This window comes from Dysgonomonas sp. 521 (genome assembly GCF_010501055.1).
Taxonomy (GTDB): Bacteria; Bacteroidota; Bacteroidia; order Bacteroidales; family Dysgonomonadaceae; genus Dysgonomonas.
Genome location: NZ_QVMO01000014.1, coordinates 4219 through 26353, shown reverse-complemented (window position 1 = coordinate 26353; position 22135 = coordinate 4219). Strand labels below are relative to the sequence as shown.

At 41.3% G+C, this 22135-nt stretch carries 13 protein-coding genes; 9 read left to right on the top strand and 4 right to left on the bottom strand.

The window, feature by feature from the left end; genetic code table 11:
- Nucleotides 1-19: 19 nt before the first annotated feature.
- The gene (locus tag D0T84_RS06440; RefSeq protein WP_163307060.1) at nt 20-2863 is read right to left on the bottom strand and encodes a triple tyrosine motif-containing protein; all 2844 of its coding nucleotides are present in this window, start codon (nt 2861-2863) and stop codon (nt 20-22) included.
- A gap of 461 nt (nt 2864-3324) precedes the next feature.
- Between D0T84_RS06440 and D0T84_RS06435 the strand changes: the two genes are divergently transcribed.
- The 7 genes from D0T84_RS06435 to D0T84_RS06405 all read left to right on the top strand — a co-directional run bounded on the left by D0T84_RS06435 (nt 3325) and on the right by D0T84_RS06405 (nt 16194).
- Nucleotides 3325-6543, top strand: a complete 3219-nt coding sequence (locus tag D0T84_RS06435; RefSeq protein ID WP_163307059.1) for a TonB-dependent receptor — start codon at nt 3325-3327, stop codon at nt 6541-6543.
- 20 nt (nt 6544-6563) lie between these two features.
- Nucleotides 6564-8141: a RagB/SusD family nutrient uptake outer membrane protein gene (locus tag D0T84_RS06430; protein ID WP_163307058.1), complete on the top strand. Its 1578-nt coding sequence runs from the start codon at nt 6564-6566 to the stop codon at nt 8139-8141.
- Nucleotides 8142-8172: 31 nt separating this feature from the next.
- On the top strand, nt 8173-9510 hold the full coding sequence (locus tag D0T84_RS06425; protein WP_163307057.1) for a hypothetical protein: 1338 nt from the start codon (nt 8173-8175) through the stop codon (nt 9508-9510).
- Nucleotides 9511-9564: 54 nt separating this feature from the next.
- Entirely contained in the window at nt 9565-10695 is a 1131-nt protein-coding gene (locus D0T84_RS06420) for a family 16 glycosylhydrolase (protein ID WP_255495235.1), read from the top strand.
- Nucleotides 10692-12425 (top strand): glycoside hydrolase family 30 beta sandwich domain-containing protein, encoded by a 1734-nt coding sequence (locus tag D0T84_RS06415; protein WP_221413121.1) that lies wholly within the window; start codon nt 10692-10694, stop codon nt 12423-12425. Before D0T84_RS06420 ends, D0T84_RS06415 begins: the two co-directional genes overlap by 4 nt.
- A 39-nt stretch (nt 12426-12464) precedes the next feature.
- Nucleotides 12465-14855, top strand: coding sequence for a glycoside hydrolase family 3 N-terminal domain-containing protein (locus D0T84_RS06410; protein ID WP_163307056.1), 2391 nt, complete (start codon nt 12465-12467; stop codon nt 14853-14855).
- A 94-nt stretch (nt 14856-14949) separates the two neighbouring features.
- A complete protein-coding gene (locus D0T84_RS06405; protein ID WP_163307055.1) occupies nt 14950-16194 on the top strand; it encodes a glycoside hydrolase family 5 protein in 1245 nt (414 codons plus the stop codon).
- A 162-nt stretch (nt 16195-16356) separates the two neighbouring features.
- Here the strand turns inward: D0T84_RS06405 and D0T84_RS06400 are convergent, their stop codons facing one another.
- Complete coding sequence (locus tag D0T84_RS06400) at nt 16357-16725, bottom strand: hypothetical protein (protein WP_163307054.1); 369 nt, start codon at nt 16723-16725, stop codon at nt 16357-16359.
- A gap of 17 nt (nt 16726-16742) precedes the next feature.
- Nucleotides 16743-17045: a septum formation initiator family protein gene (locus tag D0T84_RS06395; protein ID WP_163307053.1), complete on the bottom strand. Its 303-nt coding sequence runs from the start codon at nt 17043-17045 to the stop codon at nt 16743-16745.
- Between the two features lie 98 nt (nt 17046-17143).
- Here D0T84_RS06395 and D0T84_RS06390 point away from each other — a divergent pair, with 98 nt between their 5' ends.
- Together D0T84_RS06390 and xerD are read left to right on the top strand one after the other, a co-directional pair.
- Complete coding sequence (locus D0T84_RS06390; protein ID WP_163307052.1) at nt 17144-17899, top strand: hypothetical protein; 756 nt, start codon at nt 17144-17146, stop codon at nt 17897-17899.
- Nucleotides 17900-18799, top strand: a complete 900-nt coding sequence (gene xerD, locus D0T84_RS06385; RefSeq protein WP_163307051.1) for a site-specific tyrosine recombinase XerD — start codon at nt 17900-17902, stop codon at nt 18797-18799.
- Nucleotides 18800-18889: 90 nt separating this feature from the next.
- On the opposite strand, the gene D0T84_RS06380 is transcribed toward xerD, so the two are convergent.
- Nucleotides 18890-20842 (bottom strand): sialate O-acetylesterase, encoded by a 1953-nt coding sequence (locus tag D0T84_RS06380; protein WP_163307050.1) that lies wholly within the window; start codon nt 20840-20842, stop codon nt 18890-18892.
- Nucleotides 20843-22135 lie beyond the last annotated feature (1293 nt).

Here is a 22135-nt window from a genome sequence, read left to right as displayed (position 1 = left end):
TCAAATTGTAAAGAAAATATCATTTCAGGTTATGCAAAAATTCCGAAAGGTTTACATCTCTGTCCAGATTCATTTTTTTTCTGAGCCTGTACCTGTTGACTTCCACTCCACGTACCGATATATTCAATAAAGGAGCTATTTCTTTTGTAGAAAGGTTCATATTCAGATATGCACACAATATCTTTTCGTTACGGCTAAGTCCCGGGAATCGTTCATCAAGAAGTTTGAAGAAGTCCTGATGTATAAGGTCAAAATTTGATTCAAACACCTTGAAATCAGTGTCGTGCTCAATATTGCTGTTGATCTGGCTAATCAGGCGCATCACCTTTTGCTTGATCGTGCTCATCTGTTTTTCTTCATCAATAGCTTTGGATATGTTCAAGGCGTTTTTCTTTATATCTTCAAACATTTCGTTTTTACGAATGACATTCAGTATGTATCCGTTAAGCTCCTGCGTTTTGTATTTTAGTTCACTTTTCAGGTTTTCGTTCTGCAATTCATAAATTTCCTGATCTTTCAGTTTGGTTTCTTCTTCATGGCGTTTGGTCTGTGCTATCAGTTCTTCTCCTTTCTGATGGATAATCCGTTTTTGTTTGCTTATTGTCTTTTTGTATAAGATAAGTATTAGTATTGCAGCGGCAAGAGAATAAAGCAGATAGGCCAGAAGCGACCTGTACCACGGAGGCTGTACGATGAACATTACAGATGTAACATTCGTAGAATCAGGGTTTCCGTCGATGAAGGCTTTCACTTCGAATGTATATTTCCCTTCATCAAGGTTGGTATATTCTTTCAATGTGTTTGTAGAAGGGATACTCCAGTTTTCATCCAGGCCTTTGAGGCGGTACATATATAAAATGTCTGATGAATGCTCATAGGAGGTAGCGGCAAAATGAATCCTGATCGAATTTAAGGAATAAGGCAAGGATATTGACTTCCCTTTGCCTCCATAGCTTAAAATACTGTCGTTCCGGCTGTTTGTTATTTTCCTTATATATGTATTTGTTGGGAGGGGACTGTTCCTTTTCTTTGACAGGTCTATTTTCATGAAAGCATTGTCTACAGATACAATAGCTGTTGCGGAATCTGTTAAATAGATGTTTTCGTAGCTGTCTATCAGTTCGTTGGATAATCCCCAGTTGTGTATATTCCCTTGGTATTTTCCATCGGTGTAAGATAGCATCTTCAGGTTATTGTCAGCGACAAACCAAATATTCTTTAGCTTATCTACGAATAAGAATTCATAATATTTAGGACCTTCAAGCATTGACTCCAACTGTGTATAATGGTCGAAGGAATCGCTAATGCGGCTGTAGTAAAGAATCCCGTTGTCGGTGCAAATAACAAGGTTATTATCTATCTTCCTGAAAATGATATTCGCATCGAAAGTCTCATTATTGAACGGATAAGCTTTTTGTTTCACTATTTTGGTGAATCCCGGGTCGAATGTAATCCGTTGTATGTAACCGCTGGCATTTGCTATCCAGAAAGTATAAGGCTCATTATCTTCTATGGATCCCCGGCACGAATCAAAAAAATCAGGTACTTTGTGTGAATAGGCCCAACGTCCGTTTTCGCGTTTAAGTATGTGGAATCCTGAATATGTGGCTACTATCAGCCGCTCTCTATCGGCAGCCAGGGCGTGTGTTTCCCATGCTCCCTGCAGATTTATTTTATAGGTTTCGGTAGCAGTTATAACGATGATGCCATTATCTCCCGAACTGAAGAGAGAGTTTTCGATGATATTTATAGACCAGATCTGTCCTTCCGAATCTTTTATGAGCTTGTAGTTCCCTTCTTTGTCGAGTTTGTAAAGTGCCTGATTTGTTCCGAAATATAATTCATCATTATATACTGTACTCCAGTAGCCGGTGCCTAGAGGGGAAGCTGTAGCAAACAGAGGCCTGATAGGAGAGTTTAGATTTATATAGCTAATCCCCTTGTCAAGTCCCAGCCATAGGTTTTGTTCTTTATCAAAAAAGCAGCTTAATACAGTGTTGTTCCTTAACCCGTTGTTGAGATTGAATTCTTCTTTGTAAGCAGGTTTATCGAAATCGAAGATAAGAACGCCGTTTTGAACTGAACCCAATGCTATTTTCGACCCCGATATAGTTGTACTGAACAACTGATTCTTACTGATAAAGCTGTCTGCTATCGATTGTATCTTTTGTATATCATTTGTGTTTAACAGGTATAAGCCGGCTTGGGCTGATGTTACCAGTATATCGTTTTTATATGGCAACAGGCTTACCAACTTGCGTCCGGTCAATGGCTTAGACGACTCTAAGAGCATAATCTTATTGTTGTCGTCCAGATAAAATATTCCGTCGGTAGTGCCTATATATAATTTCCCTTTGTATAGGGTGGAACAGTCTATCTTGATATTGGTATTGACGGAGGTAACTCCATTTGCTTTCTTATTATATGTATGGATATACCTTTCGCTTAGGAAATAAATTACATTATCATTGTCGATTATATTCCAGACTTCTCCGCCCCAGTCTTTTGTCTTTTCCGACAGAGAGTGGTAGGTAAGGAGTCCGATCTGATTGGGCTCAAAATACCCAAATTCGGTACTGCCACCGATATATACTCTCTTATCAATGATTTTTAGCGAACGCATTACATTGTTGCGGATAGGATATGAAGTCCAGTTGACGCCATCAAATTCCAATAACCCATTCGAATTGGCACAATATATCCATCCATTCTCGGATTGGGCTATCATCCAATTCTGAAAGCCGGCTTTGTACTGATTACGTTCATAGTTTATTATTTTTCGCTGCCAGATAGTATCCGGATATATAAATACGGGTACTAGTAAGAATAGTATATAAGATATAATTCTGAGAATATGTTTCATGGATGTTATGGTTATGTATAAAGTACTTTGCCCAAATAAAAAGACATAATAAAAAATTCGTATAAAATTTAAACAGTTTCTTAAGTAATATGAAATTTTGCATTTATCTCTCTTGGTAATAAATAGTTAACTGTCAAATTTTCAAAGGGAAAAATGACTGGATATACTGTAATATTTTGATTGATGTTATACATTAATAATTATTAAAAGCATACTAGCAATATCAAATATACTAATATAATTACTAAAAACAGAAATTGCAAATAGTAATTAACATAATAATCTGGTTGTCAGTCTTCATTAAAAGTGTTGTAGTAGTATTGTAGTATTCAAAAAGAAAGTTTTTTGAGTTTTTGAAGTATTAAAAAATATAAAAAAAAAGAAAGTAATGTTCTATGTTTGCATCAGACTCACTAACAAGAATCTAAAACTATTAATTAATCAACCTTAAATTTTCAATTATGAAGAGAAAATCCTTTCTTTGGAAGTTACTTGTTATCCTTCCGTTTTTTCTTTTTACTTCTATGACTGTTTTGGGGCAAACTACCGAGATAACGGGAGTTGTTACCGATGCAGAAACAGGAGAAACCTTAATTGGCGTATCTGTAGCCCAAAAGGGTACAACTAATGGAACAATGACCGATGTGGATGGTCAGTATACTATTAATGTGCCTGCCGGTGCTACTCTGGCATTTACTTATGTAGGCTATGATAGCCAGGAGCATCCCGTTACAGGCAGTAAGCTGGATGTGAAATTAAAGTCTGCACAAAGTTTATTGGATGAAGTAATTGTTATTGGTTACGGCGTACAGAAAAAAAGCGTTGTAACGGCAGCTATCAGTAGCGTAAAGGCTTCGGATATTGCAAAAGCAACCCCTTCACGCATAGAAAACGTACTGAATGGCCAAGTGTCCGGTGTTTCCATAACAACCAATTCGGGACAACCGGGTAGCGATGTCAATATTCGTATTCGCGGAGTAGGGACCACAGGCGACAACAGCCCTCTCTATATTGTAGACGGTATGGCTGTAGACGGTGGTATCAAAAACCTGAATCCTTCCGATATCGAATCGGTGGAAATTCTGAAAGATGCGGCTTCGGCTGCAGTGTATGGTACACGAGGTGGTAACGGGGTTATACTGATCACTACCAAACGTGGAAAAGAAGGCAAACCAAGAATTTCGTATGAAATGACTCTTGGCTGGCAGAGTGCTTGGAGAAAAGTGCCGATGCTCAACTCAGAGCAATATATGACTCTGATGAACGAGTATAATCTGAGCTCTAATATGGGACTTGCTTATTCGGCTCAGAATATTGCCGATGCTCGTAATGGGATTATTCCAAGCACGAACTGGCAGGATGTAGCCTTTAATGATAACGCACCGGTGCAAAACCATGAAATCAGCATTCAGGGTGGAAACGAGAAAGGCTCTTACTTCCTTTCTTTAGGACGCTTTGTACAGGATGGTATATTGGGTGGTAATTATGGCGCGTCTAATTACGACAGATGGTCGGTTCGACTCAATAGTGATTATGAAATTTATACAGCTAGGGATCGTAAATTCTTGAATAAGCTGAAAGTAGGTGTCAATGTTTCTTATGCACGCGGAAATTCTACCGGGTTGTATAACAATGATGTATTTGGTACAGTTCTTTCCAGCGCCATGGGTTTACAGCCTATGATGACTCCTTATCTTAGTGAAGAAGACGGTGCGGCCTTATTAGCTGAACACCCTACAGCACTGACTCTTAACGGGCGTGTACTTACACCTTCACCTGTAGATTTTCAGGAGTTCCGTAACCCGTTAGCTATTTATACCCGCCCCGACAAGACTTTCAATGAAGAAGATAAATTCATTGGTAGTTTCTGGGGTGAACTCGATGTATTGCCCGGCATGAAATTCCGTTCCAGCTATGGCTTCGACCTGGCGTTCTGGGGAAATAACAGCTATAGGTTCCCTTATTTCCAATCTTATAACACAACAGGGGCAAATGATGAAGATCCTACAAAGTCTTTTGCAGCAGCCGAAATGAACCGTGGTTTTACACGTCAGATTGAAAATACATTGACTTATGATTTCAGGCTTGGACAACATTCTTTCTCTTTGATGGCAGGTCAATCGGCTCGTGATATGCACAGCCGTGTACTGACAGGCAAAGGCTATGACCTGAAAGCTTACGACCCGAATATGGCTATCATTGACAATGCGCAAATGGATATAGCCAAAGGAGGAAGAACCAGTGGCGGTAAGACTACTGAATCTAAATTGGCATCTTATTATGGACGTGTTAGCTATAACTTTGATGAAAGGTATATGCTTCAGGCAACAGTACGCCGTGACGGCTCTTACAAATTTGGAGCAAATAATAAATGGGGTACCTTCCCTTCCTTCTCTGTGGGTTGGAATGTATGGAACGAACCTACATTCCAAAACGTCAAACCTACATGGTGGGACGCCCTCAAGTTGCGCGGTTCATGGGGTATGAACGGTAGCGACCGTATCAATGCTTATTCTTATATGAGTTTGATGGAGAGTGGACTGAATTATTATTTTGGAGATCAGATGAATTATGGTATCAGTGCAGGCCGTCTGCCAAATCCGAATATTCACTGGGAAAAAAGTACACAGACTGATATAGGTGTGGATATGGTATTCCTCAACAGCGCGCTTACCTTCACATTCGACTGGTATAAGAAACGTACCAAAGACATGTTGCGCGAATCTGCCGGTGTTCCGGGATATGTAGGGCAGTCACCTCCATACGAAAATGCAGGTATTGTAGACAATCAGGGTGTGGAATTTGATATCGCATATCGTTTTTCACCGGTTAAAGATCTGAATATTGGACTTAAAGGCAATCTGTCGTATGTGAAAAACAAAATAGTGGACTATGGTAACGCTTCAGGTGAAAACGGTTGGGGAGCGATCGGAGCTGCAGGTCTTGATAATTTTATCTATCAGCGCAATGGTTATCCAAGCCCTTTCTTCTACGGTTATGTAACAGACGGTATTTTCCAAAACAAGGATGAGGTTAACAACTATGCATGGACTAATCCTGAAACTGGCGCGACAAACTTGCTTCAGCCGAAAGCTGTACCGGGAGACGTTCGCTTCAAAGATATATCAGGTCCTGACGGAGTGCCGGATGGCGTTATTGACTCTCATGATAAGAAAATGATTGGTAAACCAGTACCGGATTGGACATATGGATTTACACTGACAGCCGATTATAAAGGATTCGACCTCTATGTATTCATACAGGGTGTAACAGGAAACGATGTATTTGATATCTCAAGGCGTACCGACATTTCCAAATCTAATCTTCCGGCTTGGTTTATGGATCGCTGGACAGGAGAAGGAACATCCAACAAATATCCGCGATTGGCTTCAACCGGTGCAGATTTGAATCAAAACTGGCGTATATCCGACTTATATGTTCACAACGGTGCGTTTACCCGCGTGAAAAACATTCAGATTGGCTACACATTGCCAGTGGCAATCACACGCAAAGCTACTATCGAACGCCTACGCTTATGGGTAGGAGCCGAAAACCTTTTCACATTTACCAAATATAATGGATTCGACCCAGAAATTGCTGACAGGCAGAGCGGTGTATCTATTATGGGGAACTATCCGGTGGCCCGCACTTTCAATTTCGGTTTGGGCGTTACTTTCTAAATCTTAAAAATAAAAGAATCATGAAAAAAAATAAAATCGTATTATTTATAGTTGTACTGGCAGGGCTGCTGACATCCTGCGGCGATGACTATCTGACGTCTTATCCTAGCACAGATGTGGTAGCAGGCGCGCCGGCCACAATAGATGTGATTGAAAAGAATGTGACGGGTGCATATTCCATCATGAATTTTGACGATTATGCCAATAGCAAGTGGATGCCTGTCAATATGTTTTACGATGTAGCTACCGACGACATTTATGCAGGTGGATCAGATGCAGGTGACCAGCCATTCTTACAACTTTTCGCGAGTTTTAATTCAACTCCGTCAAATTCTCCTGACGGCTGGTGGAGTATCTTTTATGCAGGGTTGAAACGTTGCAACGGCGCACTAGACGCAATAGATAATGCAGCGGGAGACCCCGATCCGAGGACTTTGGCGAGATTGCGTGCCGAAACTCTGGCTTTACGTGCTTATTATGTACATTGGCTGTGGAAAGCGTACGGAAATATCCCTTACTTCGATAAGGCATGGACATCTGAACCTTTTATAGCCAGACAGCATACATTTGACGAAATGTACCCGATTATTATTGCAGATCTGGATGCCGCTATCGCTGAACCAGAATTGCCGATGAGTGACAATACGGGACGTGTTACCAAGTCTATGGCTATGATGACAAAAGCCCGCGTGGTAATGTATTACAAAGACCAGTCGAAATATGCTGAAGTACTGGCAGACATGAAAACTATTATCAATAACGGAGCTTTCAGTCTGGTAACAACAGCTGCGCAACCTAACTATACTGGCGAAGGATCGCCTTCTACTGACAATCCGATAGAATGGATATTCCTGCGTGACGGCGAATTTTGCAGCGAAAGTATTTTTGAAGTCAATTGTATCCCTGAGGCCAAATCATGGGGAAATGCCTGGGCAGGTTATGGTAATTATTCGCCGCGATTTACAGGCGCCCGTGATATAGATATAAAGCCTTTTGTAGCCGGATGGGGTTTTTGCCCGGTAAATGCGGTTACGTTTAACGCTCTGTTCAACGAGGCCGGCGACTATAGGAAAGACGCTACTGCTATTGCATTTGCGACAAGTTCCACTTATCAGAATACAGGCTTGTTTCTCAAAAAGTATATTGCCCGTGATGGCTATAACGAAGGTAATCAGGGAGACCGCGATTTGAACTATGAAAACAACCGTCGTATCTATCGCATCGCTGAGGCATACCTGAATGCTGCCGAACTGGAGTTCGCGGTAGGAGGCGGACAAGGTGCCGCACAGCCATATCTGGATGCGATACGCGACCGCGCTTTTGGTGATGCCAAGCACCGTATAAATGCGACCCTAAACAACATTAAACGTGAACGTCACCGTGAATTTTATGGCGAAGGCTTACGTTTCTGGGATTTGGTACGTTGGGGTAGCGATGAAAACGGCAAGGCTATTAAAGACGTACTCTCTGTAACGGATATGGATATTCCTATAAGCCGCGTATGGGACGATACAAGAAAATTCTTACCTATTAGCCAGTCTGAAATTGACAAGACTGAAGGCTCGGAATTCCCATTGGTTCAAAATCCGGGATATTAATACTTGACATTAAAATATAAAATAAGTACGTATGAAAACAATAATAAAATTCATATATATAGTGTTTGTCGCCTCATTGGCGTTAACGGCATGTTCGCCGGATGATGACCACAACCTGGGAGCTTACAGTATTGATGCGAATCAGATTTCATTTGAAGTAACATCCGGAAGCAATGAATGGACATATAACTATGCCGTTTCGTATAGTAAGGACGTTTCTACTCCTCACTCTTGTGAAGTCAATTTCGGAGATGGTGCAACAACTAAGAATCTGACAGGATCTCACGAGTATGTGGTAGCAAAAGGAACTTATACGGCTCAATGTGTTATCTATACACCGGATGGCAATATGATCGTAAAGGAGGTAACCATTACTATAAATAATGACAATCCGGGCATCTATACAGACAATGTAACCAGCCTGCAATATGCCCTCACCGGAGGTAAAGCTAACACAGCCGGTAAGACATGGTATATAGGGGAATGGTCTGCTATGCGCGACCCGAATGATCGTGAGACTGTTTGGTGGAATTATAATGGTCCTGAACCTTCTATGATGAACGATAAAATGACCTTTACACCGGATGGTATTAATCCAAATGGAGGATACAAATATGAAAACAATGGCGATACCTTTGTTAATGAATCGGCAGCCGATTCTTTCTCTGACGGTGACCCGAAAGGATCATTCGTAACCACAGTTTACACTGCTCCAAGTGGTGCTACCTGGAAAGTTACTCAAGATGGAGGTAAAACTATTCTGACTATTACGAAAGGATTTGTTGGCTATGTTACTTCTCCTGGAGACTTGGACGAAACTGCGTATGAAGTAATAAGCTATTCTCCTACAAGTGTCCGACTGTCTAAAGCGGACGATCCTCAGTGGTGTTTCGAACTGGTATCCGGGCCTGTAGCTGTGAATTTATGGGCTGATGTAAGCTTTACCAATAGTTTCTACTATGCTCCTGGTTGGAACAAGCTTCCAGATCCGGAATTAACTACCGATGGTACAAAATACACTCTTAAATTCCCAGATGCGACTAGTGACCAATGGCAAAATCAAGTAGCGTTCAATACAGAAGGTCTGGCTACATCAGCTGATAAGAATTATAATTTCTCTGTAACACTGAATGCATCGAATGCTATCGGAGGTGTAACTGTGAAATTGTGTGAGAATGTAGATGGTGACACTCCGGTTCTTCTCGATAGCAGAGTTGATCTTCCTGCAGGTGAAGATGTAGTCTTTGAACAAACCGACTTGCCGGGTGTAGATATAAGCAAAGGTAAATTGATCTTTGACTTTGGAGGCAACCCTGCTAATACTGATGTTGTAATTAAGAATATTACATTACAAGAAGTTATTGACTAAATAGGATGAATGGGTGTGGCTTGTCCACACCCATATTTCATATTTTACTAAAAGATGAAAAAAAACATATATATGTTATCCTTATTCGCACTTTTATTTTCATTAGTTTGTTGTGGCGGCGATTCAGCCAACGGTCAGGAGCTACCTCCTTCCCCAGCGGAAACTTACCTCTCTGTCAGCCCAAATGACATTTCCATACTGCCGGAAGGCAAGGGAGTAAATGTAGCTGTAACATCCAATACGGACTGGACAGTTTCATCTAATGCAGACTGGTGTAGTTATTCACAAAAGTCGGGCGGTACCGGAAGTCACAATGTTTTAGTATCGGCTTTACCGAATTCTACTGAATCTGTACGTAAGGCTGAATTGACTTTCACTGCGGGTACGGTTGAAAAAAAATGCATCGTAAGCCAGGAGCCTACTAAAATAGAAAGTTTTGTTCCACAAGGCTACTCGCTTGTTTGGCAGGACGAATTTGACGATTCGAGAAATGCTAATGGAAAAGCGGCACTCCCTAATACGGATAGATGGTATTATGAAACTGCCGGCCCGGGTTGGGTAAACAATGAATTGCAGACCTATATCGCAGGAAACAAAGGTACGGATACATGTGCTGTGATATATGACGGGACATTGAAGATAATCGCTAAAAAGGTTGGTAAAGAAATATTATCGGCTCGTATAAATACAAGTGAAAGCTGGACATACGGTTATTTTGAAGCCCGCTTGAAATTACCTAAGGGTAAAGGTACATGGCCTGCATTCTGGATGATGCCTAAAAACTTTGCGGCATGGCCCGATGACGGCGAAATAGATATTATGGAAGAAGTAGGTTATAACCCTAACTATGTAAGTTCGTCCATACACTGTAAGGCTTATTATCACTCGATAGGTACACAAAAGACAGCAGAAAAATACCTTGCCGGAGCACAAACCGAATTTCATGTTTATGCACTGGAGTGGACAGAAGATTATATACGTACCTATGTAGATGGTAAGCAGTTGTTTAACTTCGTAAATGATAAGACAGGAAATAAAAATACATGGCCTTTTGATGCACCATTCTATCTCAAGCTGAACCTGGCATGGGGAGGAGACTGGGGAGGAGCTTTGGGAGTGGATGAAAGTGCGCTGCCGGCAACTTACGAAATAGACTATGTAAGAGTTTATCAAAAAACAAAATGAAAAATGTAATGAAGATGTATTATCTGTTATCGCTTTTTTTATTCATTGCTTGTAGTAGTAATGATGGATCGGATGATAGCCAGTTATCTGTAGCCCCAACCAACCTGAAAATTAAGGTAGAAGTAGTTGGAGCTTCCGATAGTAACAAATATGGAGATGGTAGTGGTGCGGTTCATTTAACTCTTTCTGCCACAAATGCTACTTCTTACCAGATTGTACTGCCAACAGAAAACAACAAGATGCTCTCATTGGATGAGCCGGGTGGAACAGTAAATTATTCGTTCACATCGGCTCCGGGTACTGTTACTACCTACCCGATAGCAGTCTTTGCTTACAATGGCGATGCGGTAACAGATACTACAATCTTTGTACAGGTCTGGTGTGCTTTGGCTAAGAGCGATGTCGCTCTCTGGATGACTAATCTGGATGGAAGCACTCTCTTTAAACAGCAGAATGTCAGTCTGAATTTTGGACAGGCTACTGATATTTATCCCACAATAGATGTGGATGCTACTCAAAAATACCAAACCGTTGATGGTTTTGGCTATGCCCTTACCGGAGGAAGCGCCTCCCTTATCAACGGGCTTTTGCCACAAGCAAAGGATGACTTGCTGAAAGAGCTGATGTTAACCGATTCTACCCATATAGGTGTCAGCTATTTGCGGGTAAGTATCGGAGCTTCCGATTTGAGTTTCTCTACATTTACATACAATGATTCTCCGGGAGATATGGATCTGCAGCATTTCAACATGGATATGGAAAAGAAAGATTTGATCCCTATCCTGCAAAAGATGCTGGCATTGAATCCTTCACTCAAGATTATGGGCTCGCCCTGGAGCGCGCCTGCCTGGATGAAAACCAATAACACGCTCTATGGGGGCGGAGCACAACCAGGTAAGTTAAAGCCTGAATGCTATGATGTCTATGCCCGCTATTTTGTAAAATATATTCAAACGATGGAAGCAGCAGGCATTCCCATCGATGCTATAACACCACAAAACGAACCGTTGAATGCCTGGAATAATCCGTCTATGTTGATGGAAGCTGATGAACAAGCCGATTTTGTTAAAAATCATCTTGCTCCTCAATTTAAAGCAAATGGAATAAAAACAAAAATAATCATATACGATCATAATCTCGATCATCCTGAATATGCTATTGCTATATTGAATGATCCGGAAGCCTACAAAGTGGTAGATGGATCCGCATTTCATCTCTATGCCGGCGATATTAAAACGATGTCGGCTGTGCATGATAAATTCCCCGAGAAGAATTTATACTTTACCGAGCAGTTCACGTCGTCGAAAGGCGATTTTGGCGGGGATGTGCAATGGCATATCGAAAATTTAATTGTGGGCGCTATGCGCAATTGGAGCAAAAATATAATAGAATGGAATCTGGCTTCGGATCCTAATATGCAGCCGCATACCGAGGGGGGATGTTCAGACTGTCTGGGTGCGGTAACTATCAATGGAGGCAGTGTTACGCAAAGGAACCAAAGCTATTACGTGATAGCCCATGCAGCCAAGTTCGTCCGTCCGGGCTCTGTAAGAATTGCGTCATCGGAGATGAACAACCTGCCGAATGTAGCCTTTCAGACACCTGACGGGAAGCATGTGCTGATAGTGTTGAACAAATCGGATTTAGCAGCTACTTTTAGTATACGTTTTAACGGACAAATGGTTTCCCCTACGTTGCCTTCGGGATCGGTAGGTACATTTGTATGGTAATGGGAAAACGAATTAAGATATAAGATAAAAAATAAATATATGAAGTTAAGGAAATTAAGATTGTTTGGTACTATCCTTTTGGCGGGCTTGTTTTCGACAGGCTATGCACAAAGCGATATAGAGAAGCGGGTTGAGGACTTACTCGCCAAAATGACCCTTGAAGAGAAGATAGGGCAGATGAATCAAGTTAGCTTTTTTGCCGTTGACGATAAGGCCATAGCCCAATATAGCGACGATGACATGGATACATTCCTTGTCAGGATGGGTATTGCCGGAGGCCAGGGACAAAAGAAACCATCGGAAATGACCAAGCAGGAAAAAATAGTCCTGATAAAAGCAGAGGCTGAAAAGATGCTTGATAATAATATAACAGGCCCCATAAGGGATGGTAAAATAGGTTCGTTACTGAATGTTACCGACCCCGAAATGGTAAACCGTATGCAGAAGGCTGCTTTAGAAAACAGCCGTCTGGGTATACCCTTGATTATCGGGCGTGACGTTATCCACGGATTTAAAACAATATTCCCTATTCCGCTGGGGCAGGCTGCGTCTTTCAACCCTCAACTGGTTGAGGATGGCGCACGCGTAGCTGCAGTAGAGGCACGCTCGACAGGTGTTACCTGGACATTTGCCCCTATGCTGGATATATCCCGCGATGCACGCTGGGGACGTATCGCCGAAAGTCTGGGCGAAGACCCTTATCTGGGTGGTGTACTGGGTGCTGCTATGGTCAGAGGTTTTCAGGGAAATGGAAATCTGAACGATCCCGGCTCAATGGCTGCCTGTGTAAAACATTTCATTGGTTATGGCGCGGCAGAAGGCGGACGCGATTATAACAGTACGAATATCCCTCCTATATTGATGCGCAATGTGTATCTGGCTCCGTTCCACGAAGCTATAAAAGCAGGTGCAGCTACACTGATGACATCGTTCAATGATAATGACGGTATACCTGCGTCAGGAAACAGTTATATACTGAAAAACATTTTGCGTGATGAGTGGAAATTCGATGGCTTCGTAGTATCAGACTGGGCATCGATGGGCGAAATGATTCCTCACGGATTTGCAAAGGATGATAAAGAAGTGGCCGAAATATCTGCTAATGCAGGACTGGATATGGAAATGGTGAGCGGTGCCTATATTAAGTATCTTCCGGAATTGATAAAAGAAGGTAAAGTATCTATGCAGACCGTAGACGATGCTGTCCGCAATATACTCCGTATCAAGTTCCGTATGGGATTGTTCGAAAACCCGTATGTAGATACAAAGAAAGCTTCTGTACTATATGCGCAAGAGCATAAGGATGCAGCGAGAAAAGCAGCCGTTGAATCAGCTATTTTATTAAAGAACGATAACAGCACATTGCCTTTGGCTGAAACTAAGAAAATAGCAATAATAGGCCCTATGGCTGATGCTCCGCACGATCAGATGGGAACATGGGTTTTCGATGGAGACAAGAATTATACAGCAACTCCTGTTGGAGCGCTCAAAGGTGAATATAAGCATATCAATTATGTGTATGAGCCTGCTTTGGGCTATTCGCGCGACAAGAGCACTGCGAATTTCGAAAAGGCAAAACAAGCGGCTGCGTCTGCTGATGTAGCAGTAGTATTCTTAGGAGAAGAGGCGATACTTTCAGGTGAAGCGCATTCCTTGTCTAATATCAACCTGATAGGTGTACAGTCCGATTTGCTGAAAGCTGTAAAAAGTGCGGGAAAACCCGTAGTATTGGTTATCATGGCAGGCCGTCCGCTGACTATAGAGCGCGATCTTCCTTATGCCGATGCCGTATTATTCAACTTCCATCCGGGAACGATGGGTGGCCCGGCTATCCTTGATTTGTTATTCGGAAAAGCTAATCCTAGCGGGAAACTGCCTGCCACATTTGTTCGCGAAGTGGGACAGATACCAATGTATTACAACCATAACAATACAGGCCGTCCGGCTCCTGAAAAAGTAATGACTCTTGACGAGATAGAACTGGAAGCAGGGCAGACTTCCCTTGGTAACACATCATTCTACCTCGATTCGGGAAAAGATCCTTTATTCCCATTCGGGTATGGATTGTCGTACACTACATTCGAATATTCAAATATAACTCTCTCGTCTGCTTCTGTACCGATGAACGGTACACTGACCGTGAAAGCTACGCTTAAAAACACAGGCAATATAGATGGAACAGAAGTAGCACAATTATATGTACAAGATATTGTTGGTTCGGTAGTACGTCCTGTGAAGGAACTGAAAGGTTTTCAACGTGTTGCCCTTAAAGCCGGCGAATCGAAAACAATTGAATTTAGTTTAACGACAGACGACCTTGCTTTTTATGGTCGCAACTTGGTTAAAAAGGCTGAAAAAGGTGATTTTAATGTTTGGGTTGGCGGCAATAGTAACGCTACCCTGAAAGGTACTTTCTCTGTGACAGAATAAAGTACAGAAAAGGTGTAAGAGTCATCCTATCTATATGGCTCTTATGCCTTCTTTTTCTATTTGTTTGATTTTAACGCTATTATAACAAAAGACCATGAAAAAACTATTTTATCTTTTCTTACTACCGTTTTTACTCTTTAGTTGTGAACCGAAGAAAGACGAAACAGTGTCAGCAGACCGTTTCCTTCGTATCGACGGGCCGAATCTGATTAAACCTAACGGCGATAAATTCTTGATACAAGGTACTAATCTTGGAAACTGGATCAATCCCGAAGGTTATATGTTTTTCTTTCAGGACGCAAGTTCGTACCGCCTTATCAATGAGGCATTTTGCGAAATGGTTGGGCCAGATTTTACCAACTGGTTCTGGAATGAATTTAAGAAGAACTATGTCACCGAGGATGATATAAAGTATATTAAGCAGACAGGGATGAATTCCATCAGGATACCGTTCCATTATAAGCTCTTTACCAATGAAGACTATATGGGGCTGGATTCGGATCATAATGGTTTCGGCCTTATCGACCAGGTGGTGGAATGGTGCCGCCAGCAAGACCTGTATGTAATACTGGATATGCACGATGCTCCGGGAGGACAGACAGGCGATAATATCGACGACAGTTACGGTTACCCTTGGCTGATGGAAAGCGAGCCTAGTAAGGAATTATTCTGCAGCATCTGGAAAGAAGTAGCCGAACATTATGCCAACGATACGATTATACTTGGCTACGACCTGCTGAATGAACCTATCGCTCACTATTTCCTCGAAGAATACGCCCATCTGAATGATTCTCTGGAGCCATTATACAAGAGGTGTGTAGATTCTATACGCCTGGTAGATAAAAATCATATAGTACTACTTGCCGGGGCGCAGTGGAACGGAAACTTTAAAGTATTCAAAGATTCTAAGTTCGATGATAAGCTGATGTACACCTGCCACCGTTATTGGTGCGATACATTGCAGGCAAATATTCAGGACTTCGTACAGTTCAGGGACAGCGTAAACCTGCCAATATATATGGGCGAAACAGGGGAAAATACCGACCAGTGGATTGCCGGATGGACACGCCTGATGGAACGCAACAACATTGGATGGCACTACTGGCCATATAAGAAAATGGTGCCCAACAGTTGTATGGTAACAATACCGAAACCTGAAAACTGGGATGTGATAGTTGAATTTACAAAGAAAGACAGAGGCAGTTTTGCAAAAGTACGCGAAGCAAGGCCTAATCAGGAAATTGTGAAAAAAGCAATGATTGATTTGCTTGAGAACATGAAGTTTAATAACTGTGTAAAGAATGCGGGATACATTTCTGCAATGGGAATGAAACCGTAGTAATAATTGATAGCGGACAGTGGACAATTGAAAATTAATTCATTATCAACTGTCAATTATCAACTGTCAACTAAAAAATAAAATCTCTTCGCTTAGTGATTAAGCGCATATTGTGAATAGAGGTTGAAAGAAAGGGATTGTCTGTGCTGGAGACGATCCCTTTTATTTTTGTCCGTTTTCTTCCTGTTCCTGTTCTTTCTTATACTCCATCGATATGGCGACTGTGCTGTACAGTGTAAGTATGGCTGCTATCAGAAGTGTGACCACCCAGCCACTAATATCTACAAACATAAGGTATGCGGATACGCACATCAGCAAGACGGCTATTATCTGGATGTTGAACAGCCGTTTTCCCCTCAAGCTTTTCCCCGGATAAGGAGTAGTGAATGAAATGACGGTATATCCTATTACTCCCGCTATGATGATGTATTTGGCTACATCGGGACGAAAATAGTACACAATGGCGGCAAGGAGGATAAGTATCGCGGATATTTGGAAAATAATATTTTTGAGCTTCGTATTTTGCTTCATTTCAGATTGATGATAGGTTATTCTACGAGGAAAACATCTTCATTGTCTTTCTTCATCAGATAGTTTTCCCGGGCGAATTGTTCGATGCGGTCTTTATCCGATTCCAGCAGTTTTAGTTTTTCTTTATCTTCCTCCGTTTTCTCGCGGTAATAATCTATCTGGCCGTTTAGCTCCATGATTTTCGCATCATAGTTAAACCGTGCGAAGATATTGCTGTCAGTGATAAAAAAAGCAAAAACAATGATTACCAGTATGATAAGCAATTGTATTTTTGTATACCTGGTAATCAGGTAATTATATATAGATTTGAAAATTTTCATAAGTTTGAAAAAGATTAAGCCAATGTTAATTCATTAAACTCATGCTACAAAGATATATATTTGTAATTATAAATAAATGAAATAAGCTTAAAAGATAAATGAGCGGAATAGAAAAAATAAAAGAATTCAGTAGGCTTTTTTATGAGAAGTCCAATGGTATTTTCCTTGATCCTGCTGATGAAAATATAGAGAATACGGTTTGCGAGATAAACCTTTCTTCAGATATAGTATTGATTTTGCCACGTACAAAAGATTTGTCGAATATCCGCTTTTATAAAAATGTAAAGATTATCGAAATCAACAACTATAAGATAGACAGAGCAAAATATAAAATACTGGAACAAAACGCGAATTTGTTAAAGCAGGTAACACACTTACAGATATGGAATAACAAGCAGGACGACTTGAGTTTGTTAAAACTATTTCCTAATCTGACCCATTTGCAGATTTCTTATATCAGGAAAGATGAATCTTTTTTCAAAGAGCTGGAATCTCTTCGCCGTTTGCAGGTATTGTGGTTGTTCAGTCCTTCGAGATTAGAGAATTTACAATTTCTAAGATATGTAAAAAGTGATTTGGTCGCTTTGGGGATAGAATCTACAAAAGCGCTGAAAAGCTTTTCGGGGTTGGGAAATGTTCCATCTTTGCAGTACCTTTCTTTATGGGGCTCAACTTATGAGAGTGCTAAATTCGTAACACTGGATAACACGGAGGGAATAGAATCATTGCAGAATTTAACTGAACTTGAACTGAAATTCTATAAATTTGATATGGATGATCTGGAACGTCGGTTAAAAGGCTTAAAGTCTTTAACGAATTATACTGTGGATAAGAATATCTATCAGAATGGTTAAATGGCAAAAGAAAACAACATAGCTAAAAAATACGGAAACTACCTACTCCTGGAAAAGTCTCTATCGCCGAACTCTATCGATGCCTATATGACCGATCTTGCGAAGCTTTCCGGTTTCCTCCAAAACGAAGGGCTGAAAGCAGAAGAAGTGACCCTCGATCACCTTCAGCAGTTTGTTGCCCAACTTTACGATATTGGTATCAATGCCCGTTCGGTAGCGCGTATTATTTCGGGTATCAAGTCGTTCTATAATTTCCTTGTACTGGACGGCTATATGCAAAATGACCCGACCGAGTTGCTGGAGACTCCTAAAATAGGGCTGAAACTGCCGACTGTGCTATCCCTTGAAGAAATAGAGAAACTGATGTCTGTGATCGACTTATCTACCAGGGAGGGACAACGCAACAGGGCTATTCTTGAAACCCTTTATAGCTGCGGCTTACGAATATCGGAGCTGACCAAGCTGAAATTCTCCGACCTGTTTTTCGATGAAGGCTTTATCAAGGTAGAGGGGAAAGGCAGTAAACAGCGGCTTGTACCTATATCACATATAGCTATCAACGAGATAGAGAAATATATGTATTACCGCACGGAAGTAAATGTAAAGAAGGGGCACGAGGATTCCCTGTTTCTGAGCAACAGGGGTACTCCTATCTCCCGCATCATGGTTTTCCATTTTATCAAGGAGTATGCAGTACAGGCCGGGATAAAGAAGGTTATCAGCCCGCATACATTCCGCCATTCCTTTGCCACTCATCTGCTTGAAGGTGGCGCCAATATCAGGGCTATACAGTTGATGCTTGGGCACGAAAAGATTACCACAACGGAGATTTATACACACATGGACAGGGAATACCTCCGCCAGGAGATTATCGAACATCATCCCCGCAATAAGAGATAACCTTAGCTTAATGAATAAACCGCCCCGATTTACCATCGGGACGGTCGCCTCTTGCATTTGTCTTCACAATTAGTTTAATTACCTCTAACACTAATTGTGTTGTGTAATTCCTTTCCAACTGTCTGTCCTGAAAGGTACAGCAGGGAGACCTGCTCTGTTGAACAGATTCACATCCGGATTGTTTGACCAGGAGTAGCGCACAGCCACAGGATTGGCAACCTTATCCGAATAGATAATTACCTTGTCTTCATCAATGTATGCTTTTGCCCATTCAAATTTCTTATCAGGGCCTGCGATGGCAAAGCCTTCCACGTAACCGTATTTATTGTTTACATATAAGCCCTTACCCGTGTTGGTATACGATATTATTGCCTTATTGCCTTCAATATCCATCGCTTTGAATGTAGGACCGGAATATATGATGTCTGTTTTCCCATAATCCTTGTTCAATGCTATCAGTGCGAGCCGTAGCCCCACATCCTGTTTGTTGCGCGGGTGTATGTCATCCCCGTCGCCTATATCCGTGATTACCGCTTGTCCTGTATGCGGCAATGACAATGTCATTGTTTGCGCTTCACGCAGCTCGGCCCATTCGCTGTCTACAGGCGTATTGTCTTTTGCCATGTAGTTGGCAAGCTGTACCCAGTAGAATGGAAACTCATAGCCCCATTTGTTGCGCCAGTTGTTTATCATGGTAGGGAACAGGGTACGGTAGTTATATGCCTCCGAGGCGTTATTCTCGCCCTGATACCAGATAGCCCCTTTGATGGAAAGCTTCGTTATCGGGTTTATCATGGCATTGTACAATAGCGAATAATACATGTTGGGAGAGACATCTATATAGTTGTACATCGTACTTGTCACAGCCTCTTTGTACTGCCAGTCTCCGGCCAGTGGGTATTGATTCGTATTTGTCTTGATAAATATCTTTTCAGGATTTCCGTATATCCCGCCTCCGCCAACACCGTCTGTTATTTTTATCACTATTTTATTATCTCCGGCCTTGAGAATGTTTTCGGGAACATCGTAGATCCGATTTGTTGTATAACCAACCGTTTCGCCTATTTTCACCCCGTTTATCCATACCACATCATCATCATCTATTGTACCCAGATGCAATACGGCCGGTTTTCCTTCATCCTCCTTTGATAATTTCAGGCTGTATGTAAACCATATAATGCCGTCAACGTCTCCTAATACATTTTCCCACATTTGCGGGATGTACATTTTCTTCCATGAGGAGGTGTTGAATGAAGGCTCATACCATTTTTCATTTATGCCGGGATCGTTTTTGAGCGCTTCCATGTATTTCACTTTGTTGGTCTCATTGTTTTTCCTGAACTGGTCAAAGTCTGGAATCTGGAAGTTTTTGTATCTGTCTTTGAATTGCTGTGGCAGCTTGCCGAATGCATCGGCACTGGTCCACGTTTCTATATCTGTACCGCCCCACGAGGAGTTGATAATACCTACAGGTATATTGAGTTCCTCATTCAGCTTACGTGCAAAGAAATAAGCTACGGCGGAGAAGTTAGCGACCGTTTGCGGAGAACATACATCCCATGTCCCATCCAGATCATCTTTAGGAGTCATGCTTACATCCTTTACCACATTGAAAGCTCTTATCTGCGGATGGTTAGCATTGCTTATCTCCTGTTCGTAGTTGTCTATCGATCCCCAGCCATGAACTGTCATTTCCATATTCGATTGCCCTGAGCATAACCATACTTCGCCCACGAGGATGTTATCGAATGAAAGAGTATTGCTTTTCCCTTTCACAACCATTGTGTAAGGTCCTCCGTATGCAACAGGGTCAAGCGTTACAGTCCAGTTTCCGTCTTTGTCGGACTTTATTTTTTTTACCTGATCGTGGAAGCGTACTTCTACGGTTTCGTTTTTATCGGCCCAGCCCCATATCTTTACCGGCTTGTCGCGCTGGAGTACCATATTATCAGAAAAAATGTGAGGCAATTTTACTTCTGCGTGTAGTATCGATGCAAAAGTAAGAAAGCAAACAGTGAACAAAATCTTTGTATACAATTTCATAGTGTGTAATATTTACTTGTAAAAATATATATTAAAATTTATTTTAGAAAAAATTTTAACATGGAATGAGCGGTTAAGTTCTTTTTTATTACGGTGATAACTCTCTCAGGTAGTTTGTGTGTATCCCTAAAAACCGAACGGGACTGCACCGCTGTGCAATCCCGTCGCTAACTTGCAATATTCTTAAATAATTATTTTTAATGAATATCCGTCTTAATGCCTAACCCCTCCCCACCTCCGGTGGTACTCCCCTTCTGCGAGGGGAGAGTTCTGGTTTTTCATCCTTAGCTAAAATTCCGAACAAACGATGGAAAGCCAGCGATTGTCCCCTTTTGATAAAGGGGACGAGCGAAGCGGAGGGGTTAGACAAGATACGCATTATTCTACTTCGGATACGCTTTTTTCGTTTGTTTTGTGTAAATATTGTTAAAGCGTATCAGCGATGTTTAAAATGGCAGATCTACCTGTGGTTATTTAGGGGGAATAGTTGATGCATGGATTTTTGCTTACATTTGCTACTTGTTAAAGCAAAAAAAAGAGTCCGTCTCTTTATAAGTGACGGACAACCTGTTGAACTTATGACTGCAAATATAGGGCATCTCACCCTTTAATTTATTGCTTATTTCCGCACAATTATTGTCCAAATACGCCTAAATGCCCGTTTTTTAAGATTTTTTTAGTATCTGCAAACACTCATTTTTCTCGCAACTTTTTCCTTGTAAGGTGCTTATTTACAGGTGTTTTACAAATGTTTTACAAATGGCTTAACGGAAAGTCGGATTTTTCTCTTCAAATCTGCTTATATTTTATTGATATACAGATTGTTATTCGGTTGAGGTGGCGGCAAATCACTACTTTTTTGTTTGACAAATGTTGCACAAAGCGTTTTCGTTTCATTTTTCAGCCTTGTAATTCATTGCCATACAGCGGTTTGCAAAACGCATTTTCCGCTGTCTGTCACTTATAAAGAGACAGACTCGAAAACCTATCAGGAGACACTTCTTGTTTTTTGGCAAGAAGGCATATAAAGACGGTAGAAACGAAGCAAATAACAAATGTATTCACAACTACATTTCTATAGGAATATAGTATATCGCTATATACACAGAGGTCATATATCGTGCCCATCCGGTATATGTCCGGGAATGGGTATTTGCCTTTTTACTTTTACAAAAGTAATAAAAGAAATAACAAATATAATTAAAAATCTAACATTCGGGGAGGGAACATCCGTATTGTCTTGTTTGTCTTCAACGTTATCTTATTTGTCTTCAATCGGTCTTTTACCGCTTG